The sequence below is a fragment of the Pseudomonas gingeri genome, from assembly GCF_013385425.1.
GTDB lineage: Bacteria > Pseudomonadota > Gammaproteobacteria > Pseudomonadales > Pseudomonadaceae > Aquipseudomonas > Aquipseudomonas gingeri_D.
In genome coordinates this window covers 148,329-169,616 of sequence record NZ_JACAQA010000010.1, presented here as the reverse complement: position 1 = coordinate 169,616, position 21,288 = coordinate 148,329, and the positions used below count along the sequence as shown (strand labels likewise).

General features: G+C 63.3%; 19 protein-coding genes. 11 read left to right on the top strand and 8 right to left on the bottom strand.

What is annotated here, in order from left to right; genetic code table 11:
* Nucleotides 1-143: 143 nt before the first annotated feature.
* Both HX830_RS15995 and upp read right to left on the bottom strand, forming a co-directional pair.
* Nucleotides 144-1,418 (bottom strand): uracil-xanthine permease family protein, encoded by a 1,275-nt coding sequence (locus HX830_RS15995; protein ID WP_103496445.1) that lies wholly within the window; start codon nucleotides 1,416-1,418, stop codon nucleotides 144-146.
* Nucleotide 1,419: 1 nt separating this feature from the next.
* Entirely contained in the window at nucleotides 1,420-2,058 is a 639-nt protein-coding gene (gene upp, locus HX830_RS15990; RefSeq protein ID WP_103496444.1) for a uracil phosphoribosyltransferase, read from the bottom strand.
* 163 nt (nucleotides 2,059-2,221) lie between these two features.
* Between upp and HX830_RS15985 the strand changes: the two genes are divergently transcribed.
* The 3 genes from HX830_RS15985 (at nucleotide 2,222) to HX830_RS15975 (ending at nucleotide 4,277) form a co-directional block, all read left to right on the top strand.
* Nucleotides 2,222-2,779, top strand: coding sequence for a hypoxanthine-guanine phosphoribosyltransferase (locus tag HX830_RS15985; protein WP_103496443.1), 558 nt, complete (start codon nucleotides 2,222-2,224; stop codon nucleotides 2,777-2,779).
* A 3-nt stretch (nucleotides 2,780-2,782) separates the two neighbouring features.
* Nucleotides 2,783-3,256: a WbuC family cupin fold metalloprotein gene (locus HX830_RS15980; protein WP_152740066.1), complete on the top strand. Its 474-nt coding sequence runs from the start codon at nucleotides 2,783-2,785 to the stop codon at nucleotides 3,254-3,256.
* 79 nt (nucleotides 3,257-3,335) lie between these two features.
* Nucleotides 3,336-4,277 (top strand): AEC family transporter, encoded by a 942-nt coding sequence (locus tag HX830_RS15975; protein WP_103496441.1) that lies wholly within the window; start codon nucleotides 3,336-3,338, stop codon nucleotides 4,275-4,277.
* Between the two features lie 200 nt (nucleotides 4,278-4,477).
* Here the strand turns inward: HX830_RS15975 and HX830_RS15970 are convergent, their stop codons facing one another.
* The 6 genes from HX830_RS15970 to gatC all read right to left on the bottom strand — a co-directional run bounded on the left by HX830_RS15970 (nucleotide 4,478) and on the right by gatC (nucleotide 9,720).
* Complete coding sequence (locus HX830_RS15970; protein WP_040064245.1) at nucleotides 4,478-4,858, bottom strand: carboxymuconolactone decarboxylase family protein; 381 nt, start codon at nucleotides 4,856-4,858, stop codon at nucleotides 4,478-4,480.
* An 11-nt stretch (nucleotides 4,859-4,869) separates the two neighbouring features.
* The gene (locus HX830_RS15965; RefSeq protein ID WP_177101237.1) at nucleotides 4,870-5,913 is read right to left on the bottom strand and encodes a calcium/sodium antiporter; all 1,044 of its coding nucleotides are present in this window, start codon (nucleotides 5,911-5,913) and stop codon (nucleotides 4,870-4,872) included.
* 51 nt (nucleotides 5,914-5,964) lie between these two features.
* A complete protein-coding gene (locus tag HX830_RS15960; protein ID WP_103496440.1) occupies nucleotides 5,965-6,336 on the bottom strand; it encodes a septal ring lytic transglycosylase RlpA family protein in 372 nt (123 codons plus the stop codon).
* 172 nt (nucleotides 6,337-6,508) lie between these two features.
* Entirely contained in the window at nucleotides 6,509-7,954 is a 1,446-nt protein-coding gene (gene gatB, locus HX830_RS15955; protein ID WP_152740065.1) for an Asp-tRNA(Asn)/Glu-tRNA(Gln) amidotransferase subunit GatB, read from the bottom strand.
* Nucleotides 7,955-7,964: 10 nt separating this feature from the next.
* A complete protein-coding gene (gene gatA / locus HX830_RS15950; RefSeq protein ID WP_103496438.1) occupies nucleotides 7,965-9,416 on the bottom strand; it encodes an Asp-tRNA(Asn)/Glu-tRNA(Gln) amidotransferase subunit GatA in 1,452 nt (483 codons plus the stop codon).
* A gap of 16 nt (nucleotides 9,417-9,432) precedes the next feature.
* Nucleotides 9,433-9,720 (bottom strand): Asp-tRNA(Asn)/Glu-tRNA(Gln) amidotransferase subunit GatC, encoded by a 288-nt coding sequence (gene gatC / locus HX830_RS15945; protein WP_152740064.1) that lies wholly within the window; start codon nucleotides 9,718-9,720, stop codon nucleotides 9,433-9,435.
* Nucleotides 9,721-9,976: 256 nt separating this feature from the next.
* On the opposite strand from gatC, the gene mreB reads away from it, so the two are divergent.
* The 8 genes from mreB to tldD all read left to right on the top strand — a co-directional run bounded on the left by mreB (nucleotide 9,977) and on the right by tldD (nucleotide 21,247).
* A complete protein-coding gene (gene mreB / locus HX830_RS15940; RefSeq protein ID WP_002555108.1) occupies nucleotides 9,977-11,014 on the top strand; it encodes a rod shape-determining protein MreB in 1,038 nt (345 codons plus the stop codon).
* Nucleotides 11,015-11,161: 147 nt separating this feature from the next.
* On the top strand, nucleotides 11,162-12,241 hold the full coding sequence (gene mreC / locus HX830_RS15935) for a rod shape-determining protein MreC (RefSeq protein WP_177101226.1): 1,080 nt from the start codon (nucleotides 11,162-11,164) through the stop codon (nucleotides 12,239-12,241).
* Nucleotides 12,241-12,729 (top strand): rod shape-determining protein MreD, encoded by a 489-nt coding sequence (mreD, locus tag HX830_RS15930; RefSeq protein WP_100942261.1) that lies wholly within the window; start codon nucleotides 12,241-12,243, stop codon nucleotides 12,727-12,729. The genes mreC and mreD overlap by 1 nt, the downstream gene beginning before the upstream one ends.
* A gap of 103 nt (nucleotides 12,730-12,832) precedes the next feature.
* Nucleotides 12,833-13,438, top strand: coding sequence for a Maf family protein (locus HX830_RS15925; protein ID WP_152740062.1), 606 nt, complete (start codon nucleotides 12,833-12,835; stop codon nucleotides 13,436-13,438).
* 59 nt (nucleotides 13,439-13,497) lie between these two features.
* Complete coding sequence (rng, locus tag HX830_RS15920; RefSeq protein ID WP_103496434.1) at nucleotides 13,498-14,955, top strand: ribonuclease G; 1,458 nt, start codon at nucleotides 13,498-13,500, stop codon at nucleotides 14,953-14,955.
* 76 nt (nucleotides 14,956-15,031) lie between these two features.
* Nucleotides 15,032-18,847: a YhdP family protein gene (locus HX830_RS15915; protein ID WP_177101143.1), complete on the top strand. Its 3,816-nt coding sequence runs from the start codon at nucleotides 15,032-15,034 to the stop codon at nucleotides 18,845-18,847.
* Nucleotides 18,848-18,939: 92 nt separating this feature from the next.
* On the top strand, nucleotides 18,940-19,785 hold the full coding sequence (locus tag HX830_RS15910) for a carbon-nitrogen hydrolase family protein (RefSeq protein WP_177101141.1): 846 nt from the start codon (nucleotides 18,940-18,942) through the stop codon (nucleotides 19,783-19,785).
* Between the two features lie 19 nt (nucleotides 19,786-19,804).
* Nucleotides 19,805-21,247, top strand: a complete 1,443-nt coding sequence (tldD, locus tag HX830_RS15905) for a metalloprotease TldD (protein ID WP_100942256.1) — start codon at nucleotides 19,805-19,807, stop codon at nucleotides 21,245-21,247.
* Nucleotides 21,248-21,288: the final 41 nt, after the last annotated feature.

Genomic DNA, 21,288 nt, shown 5'->3' with positions numbered 1-21,288 from the left:
GGAGCAGGGCTTGTCGGATCGCCGCACCGCCGCGAAGGGGCCCTTGAAGCCGCCAAAAGCTTCGCGGGCAAGCCCTGCTCCTACAGTTCTGTGTTGAATAGCCGATTTGCATACAACACAGAACTGTAAGAGCGAGGGGAGCCTTACAACAACGGCTCATCCGCCTTCTTGTTTTTCCAACCGTCATTACCCGGCAACAGCAGGTTCAGCGCAATCGCCACCACGGCGCACAGCGCAATGCCCTTGAGGCCGAAGTCATCCGGCCCGGTACCCGTTCCCACCAGCACGCCACCAATACCGAACACCAGCGTCACCGAAACAATCACCAGGTTGCGCGCCTCGCCCAGATCGATCTTGTGACGGATCAGGGTATTCATCCCCACCGCGGCAATCGAACCGAACAGCAGACACAGAATCCCGCCCATCACCGGCACCGGAATGCTCTGCAACAAGGCGCCGAACTTGCCGATAAACGCCAGGCTGATAGCAAAGATTGCCGCCCAGGTCATGATTTTCGGGTTGTAGTTCTTGGTCAGCATCACCGCGCCGGTCACTTCGGCATAGGTGGTGTTGGGCGGACCGCCAAACAGGCCGGCCGCCGTGGTGGCGATACCGTCACCCAGCAAAGTGCGATGCAGGCCCGGCTTCTTCAGATAATCGCGACCGGTCACGCTGCCCACTGCGATCACTCCGCCGATATGCTCGATGGCCGGCGCCAGCGCCACCGGGACAATAAACAGGATCGCCTGCCAGTTGAATTCCGGTGCCGTGAAGTGCGGCAGGGCGAACCAGGGCGCGGCGGCGATCTTCGCCGTGTCGACCACGCCGAAATAGAACGACATGGCAAACCCCACGAAGACCCCGGAGATGATCGGCACCAGGCGGAAAATGCCCTTGCCGAACACGGCCACGATCAGGGTGGTCAGCAGCGCCGGCATCGAGATCAGCATGGCGGTCTGGTAGTGGATCAGCTCGGAACCGTCACCGGCCTTGCCCATCGCCATGTTCGCGGCAATCGGCGCCATGGCCAGGCCGATGGAGATGATCACCGGACCGATTACCACCGGCGGCAGCAGCCGGTCGATAAAGCCGGTGCCCTTGATCTTCACCGCCAGGCCCAGGAAGGTGTAGACGAAGCCGGCCGCCATCACCCCACCCATGGTCGCCGCCAGGCCGAACTGGCCCTTGGCGAGGATGATCGGGGTGATAAAGGCAAAGCTCGAAGCGAGGAACACCGGCACCTGACGCCCGGTGACCACCTGGAACAAGAGAGTCCCCAGGCCCGCCGTGAACAGCGCGACGTTCGGGTCGAGACCGGTAATCAGCGGCATCAACACCAGGGCGCCAAAGGCCACGAACAGCATTTGCGCGCCCGACAGCACCGTGCGCCAGAGCGGGTCGTTGAACTCATCCTGCATATCAGCCGTCCTTCTGTTTGGTGCCGAAGATCTTGTCGCCGGCATCGCCCAGGCCCGGAATGATGTAGCCGTGTTCGTTGAGTTTTTCGTCGATGGAAGCGGTGTAGATGGTCACGTCCGGGTGGGCTTTCTCGACCGCGGCGATGCCTTCCGGCGCCGCCACCAGGACCATCGCGCGGATGTCCTTGCAGCCGGCTTTCTTCAGCAGGTCGATGGTCGCGACCATCGAGCCGCCGGTGGCGAGCATCGGGTCGATGATCATCGCCAGGCGTTCGTCGATTTCCGGGACCAGCTTTTCCAGGTAGGTGTGGGCTTCGAGGGTTTCCTCGTTGCGGGCCACGCCGACGGCGCTGACCTTGGCGCCCGGGATCAGGCTGAGCACGCCTTCGAGCATGCCGATACCGGCGCGCAGGATCGGCACCACGGTAATCTTCTTGCCGGCGATCTTCTCGACCTGGACGGTGCCGCACCAGCCTTCGATATCGTAGGTTTCCAGGGGCAGGTCCTTGGTTGCCTCGTAGGTCAGCAACGCTCCGACTTCCTGAGCGAGCTCACGGAAGTTCTTCGTGCTAATGTCAGCGCGGCGCATCAGGCCGAGCTTGTGGCGGATCAGCGGGTGGCGGATCTCACGGATGGGCATGGGAATAGGCTCCGGCGGCGGGCAAAAAACGGCTTAGATTAATCTATCCGCAGGTGATGTCCTATAGATCAGCCGTACGTTAGTCCAGAAACCCTTGATCTGGTCGCGCGGGGTGCGTACCTTTGCCCGCTTTTCTTACATAAGCCCCCTTTTGGAGAGCGCCATGTCCGCTGATCTCGAGCATATCCGTCAAGTCATGCGCGAAGCCGACTGCCTGTACAGCAACGCCGAAGTCGAAGCGGCCATCGCCCGTGTCGGCGCGCAGATCAACGCCGAACTGGCCGAGAGCAACCCGGTGGTGTTCTGCGTGATGAACGGCGGCCTGATCTTCTGCGGCAAGCTGATGACCCACCTGGACTTCCCGCTGGAGGCCTCGTACCTGCACGCGACCCGCTACCGCAATGAAACCAGCGGCGGCGAGCTGTTCTGGAAGGCCAAGCCGGAAGTCTCGTTCATCGACCGCGATGTGCTGATCATCGACGACATCCTCGACGAAGGGCACACCCTGGGCGCGATCATCGATTTCTGCAAACACGCCGGCGCACGTCGGGTGCACACCGCCGTACTGATCGACAAGGACCACGACCGCAAGGCCCGTCCGGACCTGAAAGCGGACTACGTCGGCCTGCCGTGCATCGACCGCTACATCTTCGGCTACGGCATGGACTACAAGGGCTACTGGCGCAACGCCGCCGGCATCTACGCCGTCAAGGGGATGTAAGGGATGGGCACGCCCAGCTTTCTCGATGCAACCTTGTTCGCCGAACTGGCCGGGAAAGCCGCGGCGAGTCCCCGTGGCCGGGTTCATCACAATTTTCACCAGATGGACGAACCCTGCCATCGCCTGGCGGTCGGGCTACAGCCCAATACCTATATAGCCCCCCATCGGCACCTGAGTGCCGACAAGGCGGAAACCTTGCTGGTGCTCAAGGGCAGCCTGGGTTTGCTGGTATTCGATGAGGCGGGACAACTGCTGGCCAAGCGCGTGTTGCAGGCGGGCGGTGAATGCCCGGGTGTCGACCTGCCGGCCGGGGTCTTCCATGGCCTGGTGATCCTCGAAGCCGACAGCGTGATGTTCGAATGCAAGGCCGGCCCTTATCGGCCGGTGGGCGAAGGCGAGCTGGCCGACTGGGCGCCGCGTGAAGGGGATGCCGAGGTGGCCGTGTACCAGGCCTGGATGCGCGCGCAGTTCGATTGAACGAGGCCCCATGGACGGGTGTAAGGGTAACTTTGCCCTATCATTAGCTGTCTGACGACAGGCAACGGGTTCCCAGGGCATGCTGGCCATCTTTCTCGGTATCTTGACCATCACCGCGCCGGTTTTCGCCATGTTGTTCCTGGGCGTGTTGCTCAAGCGCGTGGGCTGGATCAACGACAGCTTTATCCACACGGCTTCGGCGCTGGTGTTCAACGTCTGCATGCCGGCGCTGCTGTTTCTCGGCATCCTCCATGCCGACCTGCATGCGGCGTTGCAACCCAAGGTGCTGGCGTACTTCTCCGTCGCGACCCTGCTGGGTTTTGCCGGGGCCTGGTGCTGGGCGATCTGGCGTTGCCCCGAGATTGATCGCGGGATCTATACCCAGGGTGCCTTTCGCGGCAATAACGGGGTGATCGGCCTGGCCCTGGCGGCGAGCATGTACGGCGCCTACGGGATTTCCCTCGGGGCGATTCTCGCGGCCCTGGTGATCCTGTTCTACAACACCCTGTCGACCATTGTCCTGGCGGTCTACAGCCCGGTGATCAAGTCCGATCCCTGGAGCATCTTCAAGAGTGTGTTGAGCAATCCGCTGATCATCAGCGTGATCGCGGCGGCGCCTTTTGCCTATTTCAAGATCGGCTTGCCCGGCTGGCTGGAAACCTCGGGTAATTACCTGGCGCAGATGACTTTGCCGCTGGCGCTGATCTGTATTGGCGGGACCTTGTCCCTGGCGGCATTGCGCAAGAGTGGCGACCTGGCGTTGAGTGCGAGCCTGGTGAAAATGGTCGGCATGCCCCTGCTGTCGACGCTGGGGGCCTGGCTCTGCGGCTTTCGTGGGGCGGAATTGGGGATTCTGTTCCTGTACTTCGGCAGCCCGACGGCCGCGGCCAGTTTTGTCATGGCCCGGGCGGCCAACGGCAATCACGAGCTGGCGGCGGCGATTATCGTGATCACCACCCTGATGGCGGCGATCACCACCAATATCGGGATTTTTGTGTTGCAGTGGGGCGGCTGGATCTGAGGTTTGGTGCCTGCAAGGGAGGCTGTAACCCTTGAGTCTTGTATCGCTTGAGCTGATGTCTTCGCGGGCAAGCCCTGCTCCTACAGTTCTGAGTCGTACACAAAACCGGTGATCGACACAAAATTGTAGGAGCAGGGCTTGCCCGCGAAGAGGCCCGTGAGCCATGCACTGCCAATACGGACGCCGCCAGTAACAGGTTGTCAGTCTGCCTTCTGGTAGGCGTCGATCACTTCCTGGGCCGCGCGGAACGCGTCGATAGCCGCCGGCACCCCGGCATACACCGCGCAATGCAGCAGCGCCTCACGAATCTCTTCCACCGTGCAACCATTGTTCAAGGCGCCGCGTACGTGGCCCTTGAGTTCCTGCGGGCACTTGAGCGCGGTCAGCGCGGCGAGGGTGATCAGGCTGCGGGTCTTCAACGGCAACCCTTCGCGGTTCCAGACACTGCCCCAGGCATGTTCGTTGACGAAGTCCTGCAACGGCTGGCTGAATTCGGTGGCATTGCCCAGGGCACGGTCGACGAACGCATCACCCATGACCTGACGACGCATCTCGACACCGGGTTTCTTCTGATCGGTCATTGCAGCAGCTCCTATGAGTGTTGGCGACGCCAGGCCCTGAACGTACTGAAGAGCAGGAACGCACAGAGCGCCGGCAGGATGAAAAACAGCATCAGGCGCTCCAGCTTGTCCGCCATCGGCATGCCGGTGGTGAACCACACCACATGCAGGCCGTAGGCCAGGTACAAACCGAGAAACAGCAGGCCCTCGGCGCGGGTGATGCGGTAGCCGGAGTAGAACACCGGCCAGCACAGCATGGCCACCCCGAGCATCACCGGCAGGTCGAAGGCCAGGGCATTGGGTGACACCGACAGCGGCGTGGGGGCGAGCAGCGCGGTAAGGCCGAGCACCCCCAGCAGGTTGAACAGGTTGCCGCCGATTACATTGCCCACGGCGATATCCCGTTGCCCGCGAACCGCGGCGATGAGCGAGGTAGCCAGTTGCGGCAGGGAGGTGCCGACCGCCACCACGGTCAGGCCGATGATGCGTTCGGACAGGCCCAGTTCGGTGGCCACGTCTATGGCGGCGTCCAGCAACAGGTGTCCGGCCGCCACCAGCAGCGCCAGGCCCAGGCCCATCCACGCCAGGCTGCTCAGCCAGGGTGTGGATTTATGCGAGGTGGTCGGCGGTGCGGCCTGGTGATGGCGGGACTGGCGCAGCAGCAGGCCGAGGTACAGCGCGAAGGCGCCCAGCATCACCAGGCCGTCGAGACGCCCCAGCTCCTCGTTGAATGCGAGGCCGAACACCAGCAGGCTGGCGAGGATCATCAGTGGGATGTCCAGGCGGATCAGTTGGCGTGAGACCCGCAGTGGGATGATCAACGCAGAGAAGCCCAGGGTGACCAGGGTATTGAAGATATTGCCGCCGATCACGCTGCCCACCGCGATATCGGCATTCTCTGCCGCGGCCGCCTGTACGCTGACCGCCAGTTGCGGCGCGCTGCTGCCGAAGGCGACGACGGTCAGGCCGATCAGCAACGGGCGCACGCCCAGGCTTGCGGCCAGGCGCACGGCTGCGCGCACCAGCAGTTCGGCGCCGAGGATCAGCAACAGCAGGCCACCGCCCAGTTGAATCAGGCTTAGCCAGGGAAGGGTGGTCAATCCGAAAATGGCGGGGGCTCCAGCGGGTCAGTCGTCGAGGCTTTGGATGCGTACGCGGGCGGTGCCGCCTTGCAGCATACCCAATTGGGCGGCCGCTTCGCGCGAAAGATCGATCAGGCGTCCACGGGTATGGGGGCCGCGATCGTTGATGCGCACTATGACCGATTTGTCGTTGGCCAGGTTGGTGACTTTCACCCGGGTGCCGAAGGGCAGCTGGCGGTGGGCGGCGGTCAGGCCGTGCTGGTTGAAGGGTTCGCCGCTGGCGGTGCGTTTGCCCTGGTGCTGGGCGCCGTAATACGAAGCCATGCCGGTTTCGTCATAGCCGCGGGGATTGATGTCGTGGCTGGCGCAGCCGGCCAGCAGGCTGAGGAGGGCAAGGGCGGCTAGCAGACGCTTCATCGGATGTCCTCTAACGGTTGGCCTGCGAGGTTTTTTGCGATCTTGAGGGCCTCTTCGCTGGCAAGCCAGGCTCCTACAGTTCATCGTCGAACACAAATTTTGTGTACGGCGAGATTTTGTAGGAGCAGGCTTGCCCGCGAAGCTTTTAGCGCTCTTGAGAGCCTAGCCGCTGTCAGCCTTCGAGCTTGCTTTTCAGCAGTTCGTTGACTTGCTGCGGGTTGGCCTTGCCCTTGGAGGCTTTCATCGCCTGGCCGACAAAGAAGCCGAACATCTTGCCGCGCTTGGCTTCATCCGCCGCCCGATACTGTTCGACCTGCTCGGCGTTGGCCGCCAGCACTTCGTCCAGCACCTTCTCGATGGCGCCGCTGTCCGTGACCTGCTTCAGTCCGCGGGCCTCGATCACCTCGTCCGCGCTGCCTTCACCATTGGCCATGGCTTCGAAGACCATCTTGGCGATCTTGCCGGAGATGGTGTTGTCGCTGATCCGCAGCAGCATGCCGCCCAACTGCTCGGCCGTGACCGGCGCCTGGTCGATGTCCACGCCCAGCTTGTTCAGCAGGCTGCCCAGCTCGACCATGACCCAGTTGGCCGCCAGCTTGGCGTCGCCGCCGATGCTCACGACTTTTTCGAAGTAGTCCGCCTGCTCGCGGCTCGAAGCCAGCACGCTGGCGTCATAAACCGACAGGCCGAACTGGGCCTGGAAGCGCTCGCGCTTCTGCGGTGGCAGCTCCGGCAACTGTGTGCGGACTTCATCGAGGAACGTGTCCTCGATCACCACCGGCAACAGGTCCGGATCGGGGAAGTAACGGTAGTCGTTGGCTTCCTCCTTGCTGCGCATGGCGCGGGTCTCGTCCTTGTTCGGGTCGTACAGGCGGGTCTGCTGGATCACCCGGCCGCCGTCCTCGATCAGTTCGATCTGGCGCTGCACTTCGGTGTTGATCGCCTTCTCGATAAAACGGAACGAGTTGACGTTCTTGATCTCGCAGCGGGTGCCGAACTCGACCTGGCCTTTTGGCCGGACCGAAACGTTGCAGTCGCAACGTAGCGAGCCTTCGGCCATGTTGCCGTCACAGATGCCCAGGTAGCGCACCAGTGCATGGATCGCCTTGACGTAAGCCACGGCTTCCTTGGCGTTGCGCATATCCGGTTCGGAAACGATTTCCAGCAGCGGCGTGCCGGCACGGTTCAGGTCGATGCCGGTGGCACCGCTGAAATCCTCGTGCAGGCTCTTGCCGGCATCTTCTTCCAGGTGCGCACGGGTAATCCCGACGCGCTTGACCGTGCCGTCTTCCAGGGTGATATCCAGGTGGCCCTTGCCGACGATCGGCAGTTCCATCTGGCTGATCTGGTAGCCCTTGGGCAGGTCCGGGTAGAAGTAGTTCTTGCGCGCGAACACGTTGTGCTGGCCGATCTCGGCGTCGATTGCCAGACCGAATTTCACCGCCATGCGCACCGCTTCCTGGTTCAGCACCGGCAGGACGCCGGGCATGCCCAGGTCAACCAGGCTCGCCTGGGTGTTCGGCTCGGAACCGAAGGTGGTGGCACTACCGGAGAAAATCTTCGATTGGGTGGCGAGCTGGGTATGAATCTCCAGCCCGATCACGACTTCCCATTGCATGTGTTTCTCCTCAGAAGCCTTCAGGTGTGCGGGTGTGCCAGTCAGTGTTGAGCTGATACTGGTGCGCAACGTTGAGCAGACGGCCTTCCTGGAAATACGGCGCCAGCAGTTGCACGCCCACCGGCAGGCCGTCGACGAAACCGGCCGGCATGGACAGGCCCGGCAGGCCCGCGAGGTTGGCGGTGATGGTATAGACGTCTTCCAGGTACGCGGCGACCGGGTCGCTGTTCTTCGCGCCGATCTTCCACGCCGGGTTCGGCGTGGTCGGGCCGAGGATGATGTCGACCTCGTTGAAGGCGGCCATGAAGTCGTTCTTGATCAGGCGACGGATCTTCTGCGCCTGCAGGTAGTAGGCGTCGTAGTAGCCGGCCGACAGCGCGTAGGCGCCGACCAGGATGCGGCGCTGGACTTCCGCGCCGAAGCCTTCGCCTCGGGAACGCTTGTACAGGTCGGTGAGGTCTTTCGGGTCTTCGCAGCGATAGCCGAAACGCACGCCATCGAAGCGCGACAGGTTCGACGAGGCTTCCGCCGGGGCGATCACGTAGTACGCCGGAATCGCGTGCTGCATGTTCGGCAGGCTGATTTCCTTGACGATCGCGCCCAGTTTCTCAAGCTCCTTGATGCTCGCCTGGATCAGTTCGGCAATACGCGGGTCGAGGCCGGCGCTGAAGTATTCCTTCGGCACGCCGATGCGCAGGCCCTGGATCGAGGTGCCCAGGCTGGCGGAGTAATCCGGAACCGGCTCGTCGATGCTGGTGGAGTCCTGCGGGTCGAAGCCGGCCATGCCTTGCAGCAGCAGGGCGCAGTCTTCGGCGGTGCGCGCCAACGGGCCGCCCTGGTCGAGGCTGGAGGCGTAGGCGATCATGCCCCAGCGCGAGACACGACCGTAGGTCGGTTTCAGCCCGGTGAGGTTGGTCAGCGCCGCCGGCTGGCGGATCGAGCCGCCGGTGTCGGTGCCGGTGGCCGCCGGCAGCAGGCGCGCGGCAACCGCGGCCGCCGAACCGCCGGACGAACCGCCCGGTACATGCTCCAGGTTCCACGGGTTTTTCGCCGGGCCGTAGTAGCTCGATTCGTTGCCCGAGCCCATGGCGAATTCGTCCATGTTGGTCTTGCCCAGGGTCACGGTGCCGGCGGCGGCCAGCTTGGCGACCACGGTGGCGTCGTAGGGCGCCTTGAAGTTGTCGAGCATCTTCGAGCCGCAGCTGGTGCGGATGCCCTGGGTGCAGAACAGGTCCTTGTGGGCGATCGGCGCGCCGAGCAGGGCACCGTTCTCGCCGGCGGCACGGCGCACGTCGGCGGCCTTGGCCTGGCTCAGGGCCAGGTCCTCGGTGAGGCTGATGAAGCTGTTGAGCTGCGGGTCGAGCTGGGCGATACGCGCCAGCAGGGTCCGGGTCAGCTCTTCGGAGGAGAATTTCTTGTCGGCGAGGCCACGGGCGATCTCGGCCAGGGTCATCTGATGCATTGCAGGCTCTTTCCCTTTAGTCGATGACTTTCGGAACCAGGTACAGGCCGTTTTCGACCGCTGGCGCGATGGACTGATAAGCCTCGCGGTGATTTCGCTCGGTCACGACGTCGGCGCGCAGGCGCTGATTCGCTTCCAGAGGGTGGGCAAGGGGTTCGATGCCGCTGGTATCGACGGCCTGCATCAGGTCGACCAGACCCAGAATGCTGTTCAGGGCCTCGGTGGTGCGTGGAAGATCGGCTTCGACCAGGCCCAAGCGGGCCAGGTGAGCGATTTTTTCCACGTCGGAGCGTTCAAGCGCCATGGGGATCTCCAGTGGAAAACCGGACGAAAGGGGTCCGTTCGGTTAGGCAATACACAATAAAGAGTGTCAATAAGTGCGGGCGCGACTTACGATTGTCGGAACACTACCGCATTTCTACGGTCACATGGCCGCGATTGTATGGGATGGTGCTCGGAAAAACGCCTAATTTAACATATTGGCGCCTTGCCCAAAATCCCCGTCGTTGTTAGAGTTTGCCGCACTTTTTTACCCACGCGTTGCCCAGGGTCCCTTTCCAATGTTCAAGAAACTGCGTGGCATGTTTTCCAGCGATCTCTCCATCGACCTGGGCACAGCCAACACCCTTATCTACGTGCGCGAGCGCGGTATCGTCCTGAATGAGCCATCGGTTGTTGCGATTCGCACCCATGGCAACCAGAAGAGCGTCGTCGCCGTCGGCACCGAGGCCAAGCGCATGCTCGGCCGTACGCCGGGCAATATCGCGGCCATTCGTCCGATGAAAGACGGCGTGATCGCCGACTTCAGCGTCTGCGAGAAGATGCTGCAGTACTTCATCAACAAGGTGCATGAAAACAGCTTCCTGCAGCCCAGCCCTCGGGTGCTGATCTGCGTACCGTGCAAATCGACCCAGGTCGAGCGCCGTGCCATCCGTGAATCGGCCCTTGGTGCCGGTGCCCGTGAAGTGTTCCTGATCGAAGAGCCGATGGCTGCTGCTATCGGTGCCGGTCTGCCGGTGGAAGAAGCCCGCGGTTCGATGGTCGTGGATATTGGTGGTGGTACCACTGAAATCGCGCTGATCTCCCTGAACGGCGTGGTCTATGCCGAATCCGTACGGGTTGGCGGCGACCGCTTCGACGAAGCGATCATCACCTACGTGCGCCGCAACTACGGCAGCCTGATCGGTGAATCCACCGCCGAGCGCATCAAGCAGGAAATCGGCACCGCCTACCCGGGCGGCGAAGTGCGTGAAGTCGACGTACGCGGCCGTAACCTGGCCGAAGGCGTGCCACGTGCCTTCACCCTGAACTCCAATGAAGTCCTGGAAGCCTTGCAGGAATCCCTGGCGACCATCGTCCAGGCGGTGAAAAGCGCCCTGGAGCAGTCGCCTCCGGAACTGGCTTCGGACATCGCCGAGCGTGGTCTGGTGCTGACCGGTGGTGGCGCATTGCTGCGTGACCTCGACAAGCTGCTGGCCCAGGAAACCGGTCTGCCGGTGATCGTCGCCGAAGATCCGCTGACCTGCGTGGCCCGTGGCGGCGGTCGTGCCCTGGAAATGATGGATAAGCACACCATGGATCTGCTTTCCAGCGAGTAAGTTCGCCGGGAAGCTCTATGCTGTTCCGCTCGCAGGCAGCACTTTGCATAGGCAGTGCTGCCTGTTGCGTTTATCTTCTGTCAACTTCATCCAGGCCGGTGTGATGCCGTATGAATAAAATGACTCATTGCCTGGGAGGAGCGGCTCATTAAACCGCTTTTTGCCAAAGGCCCCTCATTGGGCGTGCGCTTGCTGGTGCTGGTCGTGCTATCGGTCGCGCTGATGGTGGTCGATGCCCGTTTCACGCTGCTCAAGCCGGTGCGTAGCCAGATGTCGCTGGTGTTGATGCAGTCGTACTGGATCACCGACCTGCCGCAACGCTTGTGGCAAGGCGTGGCCAGTCAGTTCGGCAGTCGTACCGAGCTGGTCGCCGAAAACGAAAAACTCCAGACCGAAAACCTGCTGTTGCAAGGGCGCCTGCAAAAACTCGCGGCCTTGACCGAGCAGAACGTACGCCTGCGCGAATTGCTCAACTCCTCGGCACTGGTCAACGAGAAGGTCGAAGTGGCCGAGTTGATCGGCATGGACCCGAACCCGTTTACCCATCGCATCATCATCAACAAGGGTGAACGTGATGGCGTGGTCCTCGGCCAACCGGTGCTCGATGCCCGTGGCCTGATGGGCCAGGTGGTCGAGTTGATGCCCTACACCTCGCGCGTGCTGCTGCTCACCGATACCACCCACAGCATTCCGGTGCAGGTCAACCGCAACGGCCTGCGGGCGATTGCCAGCGGGACCGGCAACCCCGAGCGCCTGGAATTGCGCCATGTCGCCGACACCGCCGATATCAAGGAAGGCGACCTGCTGGTCAGTTCCGGCCTGGGCCAGCGCTTCCCGGCGGGTTACCCGGTGGCGACGGTCAAGGAAGTGATTCACGACTCGGGCCAGCCTTTCGCTATTGTCCGCGCCGTGCCGACCGCCGCGTTGAACCGCAGCCGTTACCTGTTGCTGGTGTTCAGCGACGGCCGTACCCCGGAAGAGCGTGCCAACGAAGCGGCGCAGGCCCAGGAAGCTGATCGCCAGGGCGGTGACGGCGCGCCCGTGGTACCGGCCACCGTGCCCAAGCCAGGGACCGCACCGGCCAAGCCGAACGCACCCGTCGCACCTGCCGCTGCACCGGCAGCCACGGCGAAGCCGGCGGCCCATGCCGTCAAGCCAACCCCTGCCAAACCTGCTGCCAGCAAACCGCCGGCGGCGACACGGGCTGCGCCCCGGACGGAGGAATAATGGCTGGTACCTTTTCCCGCAATGGCTGGATCGTCTGGCTGACCTTCGCCATCGGCCTGCTGCTCAGCGTCTCGCCGCTGCCGCAGTTCATGGAGATCCTGCGTCCGCTGTGGCTGGCGCTGTTGCTGGCGTTCTGGGCGTTGTACCTGCCGCACAAGATCGGCATGGTCACCGCGTTCCTGCTGGGCCTGGCCGAAGATGTGCTCTACGGCACCCTGCTGGGGCAGAACGCGTTGATCCTGACCCTCATCACTTTCCTCGTGCTGTCGCTGCAACAACGCCTGCGGATGTTCCCGATGTGGCAACAGAGCCTGGTGATCCTGGTGATCTTCGGCCTGGCGCAGCTGGTGCAACTCTGGCTCAGCGCCTTGACCGGCAACCGCCAACCGACCCTGGCGCTGGTGCTGCCGGCCCTGGTCAGTGCCTTGCTCTGGCCCTGGGTCAGCTTCGGCCTGCGTGGGCTACGCCGCCGCTACAAAATCAACTGACGGGATCTCGCCTGCTATGGGTGGGCGAGTTGCTTATTCTACTGATATAGCTCCTCTAAGCTGACATAGCTCCTACAAAGAGCCCCGACACGGAGATGTCTCCATGACCTCGCTCTACCTGGCTTCCGGCTCACCGCGTCGGCGTGAACTGCTGACACAGATCGGCGTGCCGTTCAGCGTCATCAGTGCCGAGATCGACGAAACCCCACTGCCCGACGAAAGCCCGCTGGCCTATGTCGAGCGCCTGGCGCGGGGCAAGGCCGCGGCCGGCCGTGCACGGCTGGGCGCCAGTCAGGCGGCGGCCGGGACCTGTGTGCTGGGGGCCGACACCGCCGTGGTGCTGGACGGTCGGATTCTCGGCAAACCCGTGGATGAAGCCGATGCGCTGGCCATGTTGCTGGCCCTGTCCGACCGCGAACACGAAGTGCTGACCGCTATTGCCGTGCTCGACGGTGAGCGCTGCGAGTCGCGGGTGGTGCGCAGCCTGGTGAAATTTCGTGCAATACACCCGGAAGAAGCTCATCTCTACTGGTCCGGCGGGGAACCCCGGGACAAGGCGGGCGCCTATGCTATTCAAGGCCTGGCGGCGGTTTTCGTGGTGGGCTTGAATGGCAGTTATTCCGCCGTCGTCGGCCTGCCCCTGTGCGAAACCGCAGAACTGCTTGGCCATTTCGGCATACCCTGTTGGCAAAACCTTGTCGTGCGCTGATTGCCGCACGCCCGCGATACGGCAACTTTATTGTGAATACGCCTGAACGAGACCCAGCCATGAGTGAAGAGATCCTGATCAACATCACGCCGATGGAATCGCGCGTGGCGGTGGTAGAGAACGGCGTGTTGCAAGAGGTTCATGTCGAGCGTACGCAGAAACGCGGGATCGTCGGCAATATCTACAAGGGCAAGGTGGTGCGGGTGTTGCCGGGCATGCAGGCGGCATTCGTCGATATCGGCCTGGACCGCGCGGCGTTTATCCACGCCTCGGAAATCTCCATGCGCGAAGGGCCGGCGGTGGAGAGCATCAGCGCCCTGGTGCATGAAGGGCAGAGCCTGGTGGTGCAAGTCACCAAGGACCCCATCGGCACCAAGGGGGCGCGCCTGACCACACAACTGTCGATTCCCTCGCGTTACCTGGTGTACATGCCACGTACGGCCCACGTCGGCATTTCCCTGAAGATCGAGGACGAAGCCGAGCGCGAGCGCCTCAAGCAGGTGGTCAGCGACTGCGTGGCCCGTGAAGGCATCACCGAAGCCGGCGGCTTTATCCTGCGCACGGCGGCCGAGGGCGCCGGGGCCGACGAGATCATGATGGACATCCGCTACCTGCGGCGCCTCTGGGACCAGATCGGCGCGCAGATCAAGACCATCGGCGCCCCCAGCGTGATCTACGAAGACCTCGGCCTGGCCCTGCGTACCCTGCGCGACCTGGTCAGCCCGAAGATCGAGAAAATTCGTATCGACTCGCGGGAAACCTTCCAGAAGACCACGCAGTTCGTCGCCGAACTGATGCCGGAAATCGCCGACCGCCTGGAGCATTACCCCGGCGAGCGGCCGATCTTCGACCTCTATGGTGTCGAGGACGAGATCCAGAAGGCCCTGGAACGCAAGGTCCCGCTCAAGTCCGGCGGCTACCTGGTGGTCGACCCGGCCGAAGCCATGAGCACCATCGACGTCAATACCGGGGCCTTTGTCGGCCATCGCAACCTCGAAGAAACCATCTTCAAGACCAACCTCGAAGCGGCCACCGCGATTGCCCGGCAACTGCGTCTGCGCAACCTCGGCGGGATCATCATCATCGACTTCATCGACATGGAAGACGAGGAGCACCAGCGCCAGGTCCTGCGGACTCTGGAAAAGCAGCTGGAGCGCGATCACGCCAAGACCAATATCATCGGCATCACCGAGCTGGGCCTGGTGCAGATGACCCGCAAGCGCACCCGCGAAAGCCTCGAACAGGTGCTCTGTGAGCCCTGCAGCAGCTGCCAGGGGCGCGGCAAGCTGAAGACCCCGGAAACGGTTTGCTACGAGATTTTCCGTGAAATTTTGCGTGAAGCCCGCGCCTACCAGGCTGAAGGTTATAGAGTGTTGGCCAACCAGAAGGTGGTCGATCGCTTGCTGGACGAGGAGTCCGGCAATGTCGCGGAGCTGGAAGGCTTTATCGGCCGCACCATTCGTTTCCAGGTCGAGACCATGTATTCCCAGGAACAATATGACGTGGTGCTGCTCTGATTTCCCGTACTGAGAACCTGCAAGCCCGGCCCGGTGTCGACCTGTTCATTGAACCATGCCTCAAGGGGGCACTGACATGGAGCGTCTGACACGCTTTGTTGCCGGCTTGACCCGTTGGACCATGGGCCTCTGTGCGTTGTTGCTGGTGCTGGTGGCGTTGTATGCCAGCCTGGGCCGGCAACTGGTGCCGCTGGTGGCCGAGTATCGCGCCGAGATCGAAAGCAAGGCCCAGGCCGCCGTAGGTTTGCCGCTGTCCATCGGCAGCCTGGAAGGGCGCTGGCATGGCCTGGCCCCGGTGCTGTTGGCCCATGACGTGAAAGTCGGCGAGGGCGCTTCGGCGCTGTTGCTGGACAAGGTCCAGGTGGTGCCCGATCTCTGGGCCAGCCTGCGGGCCCGCGAAGTGCGGATCGCCCATCTGGAACTGGGCGGCCTGCAACTGAGCCTGAAAGAAGACCAGGACGGCCACTGGGCCCTCCAGGGCTTGCCGGTACAGGACGATCAGCCGCTGGACCCCGCACAGCTGCTGACCCGCATGCAGATGGTCAAGCAGCTGTCGGTGCTCGACAGCCAGGTGACCTTGCAGCCGTTCGGCGAGTCGCCGCTGACCCTGACTTATGTCGGTCTCAACCTGGAAAGCGGTATTTCCCGCCAGCGCCTCGACCTGCGTTTGAATTTGCCTGACGGCCAGCCCCTGGCCCTGAACCTGAAGACCCGCCTGCGCGCCAGCGACTGGCGCAACGGCACCGCGCAAGCCTACCTGAGCCTGCCGCAAAGCGACTGGGCGCGCTGGCTGCCGGCGCGCCTGACCGGGCAAATGAAAATCACCGAACTCAAGGCCGGTGGCGAATTCTGGTTGAACTGGGCCAATGGCGCGGTGCAGAACGCCGTGGTCCGCCTCAATGCCCCGCAATTCCAGGGCGCCTATGCCCAGCGCAAGGCGGTCAGCATCGACAACCTGGCCCTCAACGCCTATGTCCAGCACACCGGGCAGGGTTTTGACGTGCAGCTCAATTCCCTGGCCATGAACCTGGGGAAGACGCGCTGGGAAAGCCATCTGCAGTTGCAGCAACTCGCGGCCACCGACAAGGATCCGGAACGTTGGCACCTGCAGGCCGACCGCCTTGACCTGACACCCATCACCCCCTTGCTCGACGCCCTCGCACCCTTGCCTGAAGGCCTGGCCACGGCCATCGATCACCTGAAGGTCATCGGTACCCTGCGCAACGTGCTGCTGGATTACCGGCCCCAGGAAACCGGCGATCAAAAGCTGAGTTTCGCCGCGAACCTGGAGCGGGTCGGCTTTGACGCCTACCATGGCGCCCCGGCGGCGCGTAATGTCAGCGGCAGCATCAGCGGCGACCTCGGCCAGGGCGAACTGCGCATGGACAGCAAGGATTTCTCCCTGCACCTGTACCCGATCTTCAACAACCCCTGGCAGTACCTGCAAGCCAATGCCCGCCTGACCTGGCGCCTGGACCAGGAAGGTTTCACCCTGATCGCGCCCTACATCAAGGTGCTCGGGGAAGAAGGCAAGATCGCCGCCGACTTCCTGATTCGCCTGCACTTCGCCCAGGGCACCGAAGACTATATGGACCTGCGGGTCGGCCTGGTGGATGGCGAGGGTCGTTTCACGCCCAAGTACCTGCCGGCGGTGTTGAGCCCGGCGCTGGACGAATGGCTGCGCAGCTCGATCCTGCATGGCGCGGTGGAGCAGGGCTTCTTCCAGTACCAGGGGTCGCTGAACCACGATGCCTCGGCGGCGGCGCGCAATATCAGCCTGTTTTTCAAGGTCCATGATGCCGAACTGACGTTCCAGCCGGGCTGGCCCCATGTCAGCAAGGTCAAGGGCGATGTCTTTATCGAGGACAGCGGGGTGCGGATCAAGGCCAGTGAAGGCCAGTTGCTCAACACCCAGGTCAGCGACATCATGGTCAATATTCCCCATGTGCCCAGCGGCCAGCACAGCCGCATGTTCCTCGACGGCAACTTTGCCGGCGGCCTGGGCGACGGCCTGAAGATTCTCCAGGAGGCGCCGATCGGCACCGCCGCGACCTTTGCCGGCTGGCAGGCCACGGGTGATCTGTCGGGCAAGGTGAGCCTCGATGTGCCGCTGGTCAAGGCCGAGGAACCGAAGATCCTGGTGGACTTCAAGACCGACAAGGCCACGCTCAAGCTGCCTGATCCGGTCCTCGAACTGAGCCAGCTCAAGGGCGACTTCCGCTTCGACAGCGCCAAGGGCCTCAGCGCCGGCAACATCAGTGCCCAGGCATTCGAGCGACCGATCACCGCGCAGATTTTCGCCGATGGCAAGCCGGGCAGCCTCAATACCCGGGTGGTGGCCAAGGGGCAGGTGGCGATCAAGAAACTCACCGATTGGCTGAATGTCAGCCAGCCGTTGCCGATTTCCGGCGACCTGCCTTACCAGTTGCAACTGACCCTGGACGGTCCCGACAGCCAGTTGATGATCAACTCCAACCTCAAGGGCGTTGCCGTCGACCTGCCGGCGCCGTTCGGCATGCCCGCCGGCCTGGGCCGCGACAGCGTGTTCCGCATGACCCTGCAAGGCGCCGAGCGGCGTTACTGGTTCGATTACGGCACCCTGGCCAATTTCACCTTTGCCGCGCCGAGCGGCAAGTTCGGCGATGGCCGTGGTGAGTTGTTCCTTGGCGAAGGCGATGCACAACTGCCGGCGACCCAGGGCTTGCGGATCCGTGGGGTGTTGTCGGAGCTGGACCTGGCGCCGTGGAAAGCCGTTGCTGACCGTTATGCCGGCCAGGATCCGGGCGGCAGTGCCAAGCAATTGCTCAGCAGCGCGGATTTCAAGGTCGGCACGCTCAGCGCTTTCGGTAGCCAGTTCGACCAGGTGAGTTTGCTGATGGCTCGCAGTGCCAATGCCTGGGGCCTGCAGATCGACAGTCGGCAGGCCAAGGGCAGCGTGACCTTGCCGGATGCCAAGGGTGTGCCGATTGGCGTCAAGCTGGCCTATGTGCGTTTGCCGGCACCGGACCCGAGCGTGGTCGCCGATGAGAATGCCCCGGACCCGTTGGCGTCGGTCGACCCCCGGCAGATTCCAGCGGTGGACGTGAGCATCGAGCAACTGTTCCAGGGCAACGACCTGCTCGGTGCCTGGTCGCTCAAGGCGCGCCCGACCCCCAAGGGGATCAAGCTCAATGACCTCGATCTCGGCCTCAAGGGCCTGCAACTGCGGGGCTCCGGTGGCTGGGAAGGCCTACCCGGCGCCAGCGGCAGCTGGTTCAACGGGCGCCTGGAAGGCAAGAACCTGGCGGACGTGCTCAAGGCCTGGAGCTTTGCCCCGACCGTCACCAGTGAGGATTTCCAGCTCGACGTTGACGGTCGCTGGCCCGGTTCGCCGGCCTGGGTCGGTCTCAAGCGCTTCTCGGGCAGTCTTGATGCGACCCTGAACAAGGGGCAGTTCGTCGAGGCTGACGGCGGTGCCCAGGCGCTACGGGTGTTCGGCCTGCTGAACTTCAACTCCATCGGCCGCCGCCTGCGTCTGGACTTTTCCGACTTGCTGGGCAAAGGCCTGAGCTACGATCGGGTCAAGGGCCTGCTGGTGGCCAGCGATGGCGTCTATGTGACGCGCAAGCCGATCACCCTGACCGGGCCTTCGAGCAACCTGGAACTCAACGGCACCCTCGATATGGTCGCCGACCGGGTCGATGCCAAGCTGCTGGTGACCTTGCCGGTGACCAACAACCTGCCGATTGCCGCGTTGATCGTCGGTGCGCCGGCCATCGGCGGCGCACTGTTCCTGATCGACAAGCTGATCGGCGACCGCGTGGCGCGCTTCGCCAGCGTCAAATACAGCGTCACCGGCCCCTGGAAAGAACCGAAGATCACCTTCGACAAGCCGTTTGACAAGTCGAAGTAAGGCCCGGCGCGACCCTGTTGCGCCGACATTTTTCGTACTGGGCGTGCAGCTGCATGGAGTAGCATGACGCTATGTCTTTGAAGGAGTGCGCCATGACCTTTTCCGTCATCCAGATGGTCAGCCAGAGCGATGTGCTGGCCAACCTGGCCCAGGCCCGCGCGTTGCTGGAGCGGGCGGCCGATGGAGGGGCGCGGCTGGCCGTACTGCCGGAAAACTTCGCCGCCATGGGCCGTCGCGACGTCGCCGAAATCGGCCGCGCCGAGGCCATGGGTGAAGGACCTGTCCTGCCCTGGTTGAAACAGGCCGCCCGCGACCTCAAGTTATGGATAGTGGCGGGCACCTTGCCGTTACCGCCCGTTGACCAACCGCATGCCAAGGCCAATGCCTGCTCGCTGTTGATCGATGAGCAGGGCGAGACGGTGGCACGTTACGACAAGCTGCATTTGTTCGATGTGGACGTGGCGGACACGCGCGGACGTTATCGCGAATCCGATGACTATGCTTATGGCAGCCAGGTGGTGGTGGCCGATACCCCGGTAGGTCGGCTGGGCCTGAGCGTGTGTTACGACCTGCGCTTTCCCGAGCTCTACAGTGAATTGCGCAAGGCCGGTGCCGAATTGATCACCGCGCCCTCGGCCTTTACCGCCGTGACCGGTGCCGCGCACTGGGAGGTGCTGATTCGCGCCCGGGCCATCGAGACCCAGTGCTACCTGCTGGCGGCGGCCCAGGGTGGGGGGCATCCGGGGCCGCGGGAAACCTTCGGGCATGCGGCGATTGTCGACCCATGGGGGCGCATAGTCGCCGAACAGGATCAAGGCGAAGCGGTATTGCTGGCCGAACGCGACAGTAATGAACAAGCGTCCATCCGGGCGCGGATGCCGGTGGCGAGCCATCGGCGCTTTTTCTCGCAGGGCGCGCAGCGACCTGCATCGGAATGACGAAATAAGGCGCAAAACCATGAGCGAGTTGTTGTCCTCAGTCAGCGAACACCTGTTGGCGCCGGGTGGCGTGACCATCGAAAGTCTGCAAGCGGTTCTGGGCGACCTGGCCGGGCCGGGCATCGACGCCGCCGACCTGTATTTCCAGGGGCAGATCTCCGAGTCCTGGGCCCTGGAAGACGGCATCGTCAAGGAAGGCAGTTTCAACCTTGACCAGGGTGTCGGCGTACGCGCCCAGTCCGGTGAAAAAACCGGTTTTGCCTACAGCAACGCCATTACCCTCGAAGCCCTGGGCTCGGCGGCGCGTGCCGCCCGTTCGATTTCCCGGGCCGGGCAGCATGGCAAAGTCCAGGTGTTCAGCAGCCAGGAAGTCACGCAGTTGTATGCGCCGGACAACCCGCTGGATGTGATGAGCCGTGCCGAGAAGGTCGAGTTGCTCAAGCGTGTCGATGTCGCCACTCGCGCCCTTGATCCGCGTATCCAGCAGGTTTCGGTGAGCATGGCCGGGGTCTGGGAGCGGATTCTCGTGGCCTCCACCGACGGCGGCCTGGCGGCGGATGTGCGGCCGCTGGTGCGCTTCAATGTCAGTGTGATCGTCGAGCAGAACGGCCGGCGTGAACGCGGCGGCCATGGCGGTGGCGGGCGTACCGACTATCGTTATTTCCTCACGGAAGACCGGGCCATGGGTTATGCCCGCGAGGCCCTGCGCCAGGCGCTGGTCAACCTTGAAGCGATTCCCGCGCCGGCCGGCACCTTGCCGGTGGTGCTCGGTTCCGGCTGGTCCGGGGTGCTGCTGCACGAAGCGGTCGGCCACGGCCTGGAAGGCGACTTCAACCGCAAGGGCAGCTCGGCCTACAGCGGGCGGATGGGCGAGATGGTTGCCTCGAAACTCTGCACCATCGTCGATGACGGCACCCTGGCTGGTCGTCGTGGTTCCCTGAGCGTCGACGACGAAGGCACACCGACCGAGTGCACCACGCTGATCGAAAACGGCGTGCTCAAAGGTTATATGCAGGACAAGCTCAATGCCCGGCTGATGGGTGTGGCGCGCACCGGCAACGGTCGTCGCGAATCCTATGCGCATCTGCCGATGCCGCGCATGACCAACACCTACATGCTCGGTGGCGAAAGCGATCCGGCGGAAATCATCGCCTCGGTGAAACGCGGGATCTACTGCGCCAACCTCGGCGGCGGCCAGGTCGATATCACCAGCGGCAAGTTCGTGTTCTCCACCAGCGAGGCCTACCTGATCGAAGACGGCAAGATCACCGCACCGGTCAAGGGCGCGACCCTGATCGGCAACGGCCCGGAAGCCATGAGTCGGGTGTCGATGGTCGGTAACGACCTGGCGCTGGACAGCGGCGTGGGCACGTGCGGCAAGGATGGGCAGTCGGTACCGGTGGGGGTCGGTCAGCCAACCTTGAAAATCGATGCGATCACCGTGGGTGGCACGGGGTCGTAGGAAGAGGTGGAGCGTCGGGTGAGCGCCAAGGCGACTCACCC

Excerpts from the sequence above, each read along its gene's own strand:
- HX830_RS15995 (WP_103496445.1), bottom strand. The coding sequence starts at position 1,418 with ATGCAGGATGAGTTCAACGACCCGCTCTGGCGCACGGTGCTGTCGGGC.
- upp (WP_103496444.1), bottom strand. The coding sequence starts at position 2,058 with ATGCCCATCCGTGAGATCCGCCACCCGCTGATCCGCCACAAGCTCGGC.
- HX830_RS15985 (WP_103496443.1), top strand. The coding sequence starts at position 2,222 with ATGTCCGCTGATCTCGAGCATATCCGTCAAGTCATGCGCGAAGCCGAC.
- HX830_RS15980 (WP_152740066.1), top strand. The coding sequence starts at position 2,783 with ATGGGCACGCCCAGCTTTCTCGATGCAACCTTGTTCGCCGAACTGGCC.
- HX830_RS15975 (WP_103496441.1), top strand. The coding sequence starts at position 3,336 with ATGCTGGCCATCTTTCTCGGTATCTTGACCATCACCGCGCCGGTTTTC.
- HX830_RS15970 (WP_040064245.1), bottom strand. The coding sequence starts at position 4,858 with ATGACCGATCAGAAGAAACCCGGTGTCGAGATGCGTCGTCAGGTCATG.
- HX830_RS15960 (WP_103496440.1), bottom strand. The coding sequence starts at position 6,336 with ATGAAGCGTCTGCTAGCCGCCCTTGCCCTCCTCAGCCTGCTGGCCGGC.
- gatB (WP_152740065.1), bottom strand. The coding sequence starts at position 7,954 with ATGCAATGGGAAGTCGTGATCGGGCTGGAGATTCATACCCAGCTCGCC.
- gatA (WP_103496438.1), bottom strand. The coding sequence starts at position 9,416 with ATGCATCAGATGACCCTGGCCGAGATCGCCCGTGGCCTCGCCGACAAG.
- gatC (WP_152740064.1), bottom strand. The coding sequence starts at position 9,720 with ATGGCGCTTGAACGCTCCGACGTGGAAAAAATCGCTCACCTGGCCCGC.
- mreB (WP_002555108.1), top strand. The coding sequence starts at position 9,977 with ATGTTCAAGAAACTGCGTGGCATGTTTTCCAGCGATCTCTCCATCGAC.
- mreD (WP_100942261.1), top strand. The coding sequence starts at position 12,241 with ATGGCTGGTACCTTTTCCCGCAATGGCTGGATCGTCTGGCTGACCTTC.
- HX830_RS15925 (WP_152740062.1), top strand. The coding sequence starts at position 12,833 with ATGACCTCGCTCTACCTGGCTTCCGGCTCACCGCGTCGGCGTGAACTG.
- rng (WP_103496434.1), top strand. The coding sequence starts at position 13,498 with ATGAGTGAAGAGATCCTGATCAACATCACGCCGATGGAATCGCGCGTG.
- HX830_RS15915 (WP_177101143.1), top strand. The coding sequence starts at position 15,032 with ATGGAGCGTCTGACACGCTTTGTTGCCGGCTTGACCCGTTGGACCATG.
- HX830_RS15910 (WP_177101141.1), top strand. The coding sequence starts at position 18,940 with ATGACCTTTTCCGTCATCCAGATGGTCAGCCAGAGCGATGTGCTGGCC.
- tldD (WP_100942256.1), top strand. The coding sequence starts at position 19,805 with ATGAGCGAGTTGTTGTCCTCAGTCAGCGAACACCTGTTGGCGCCGGGT.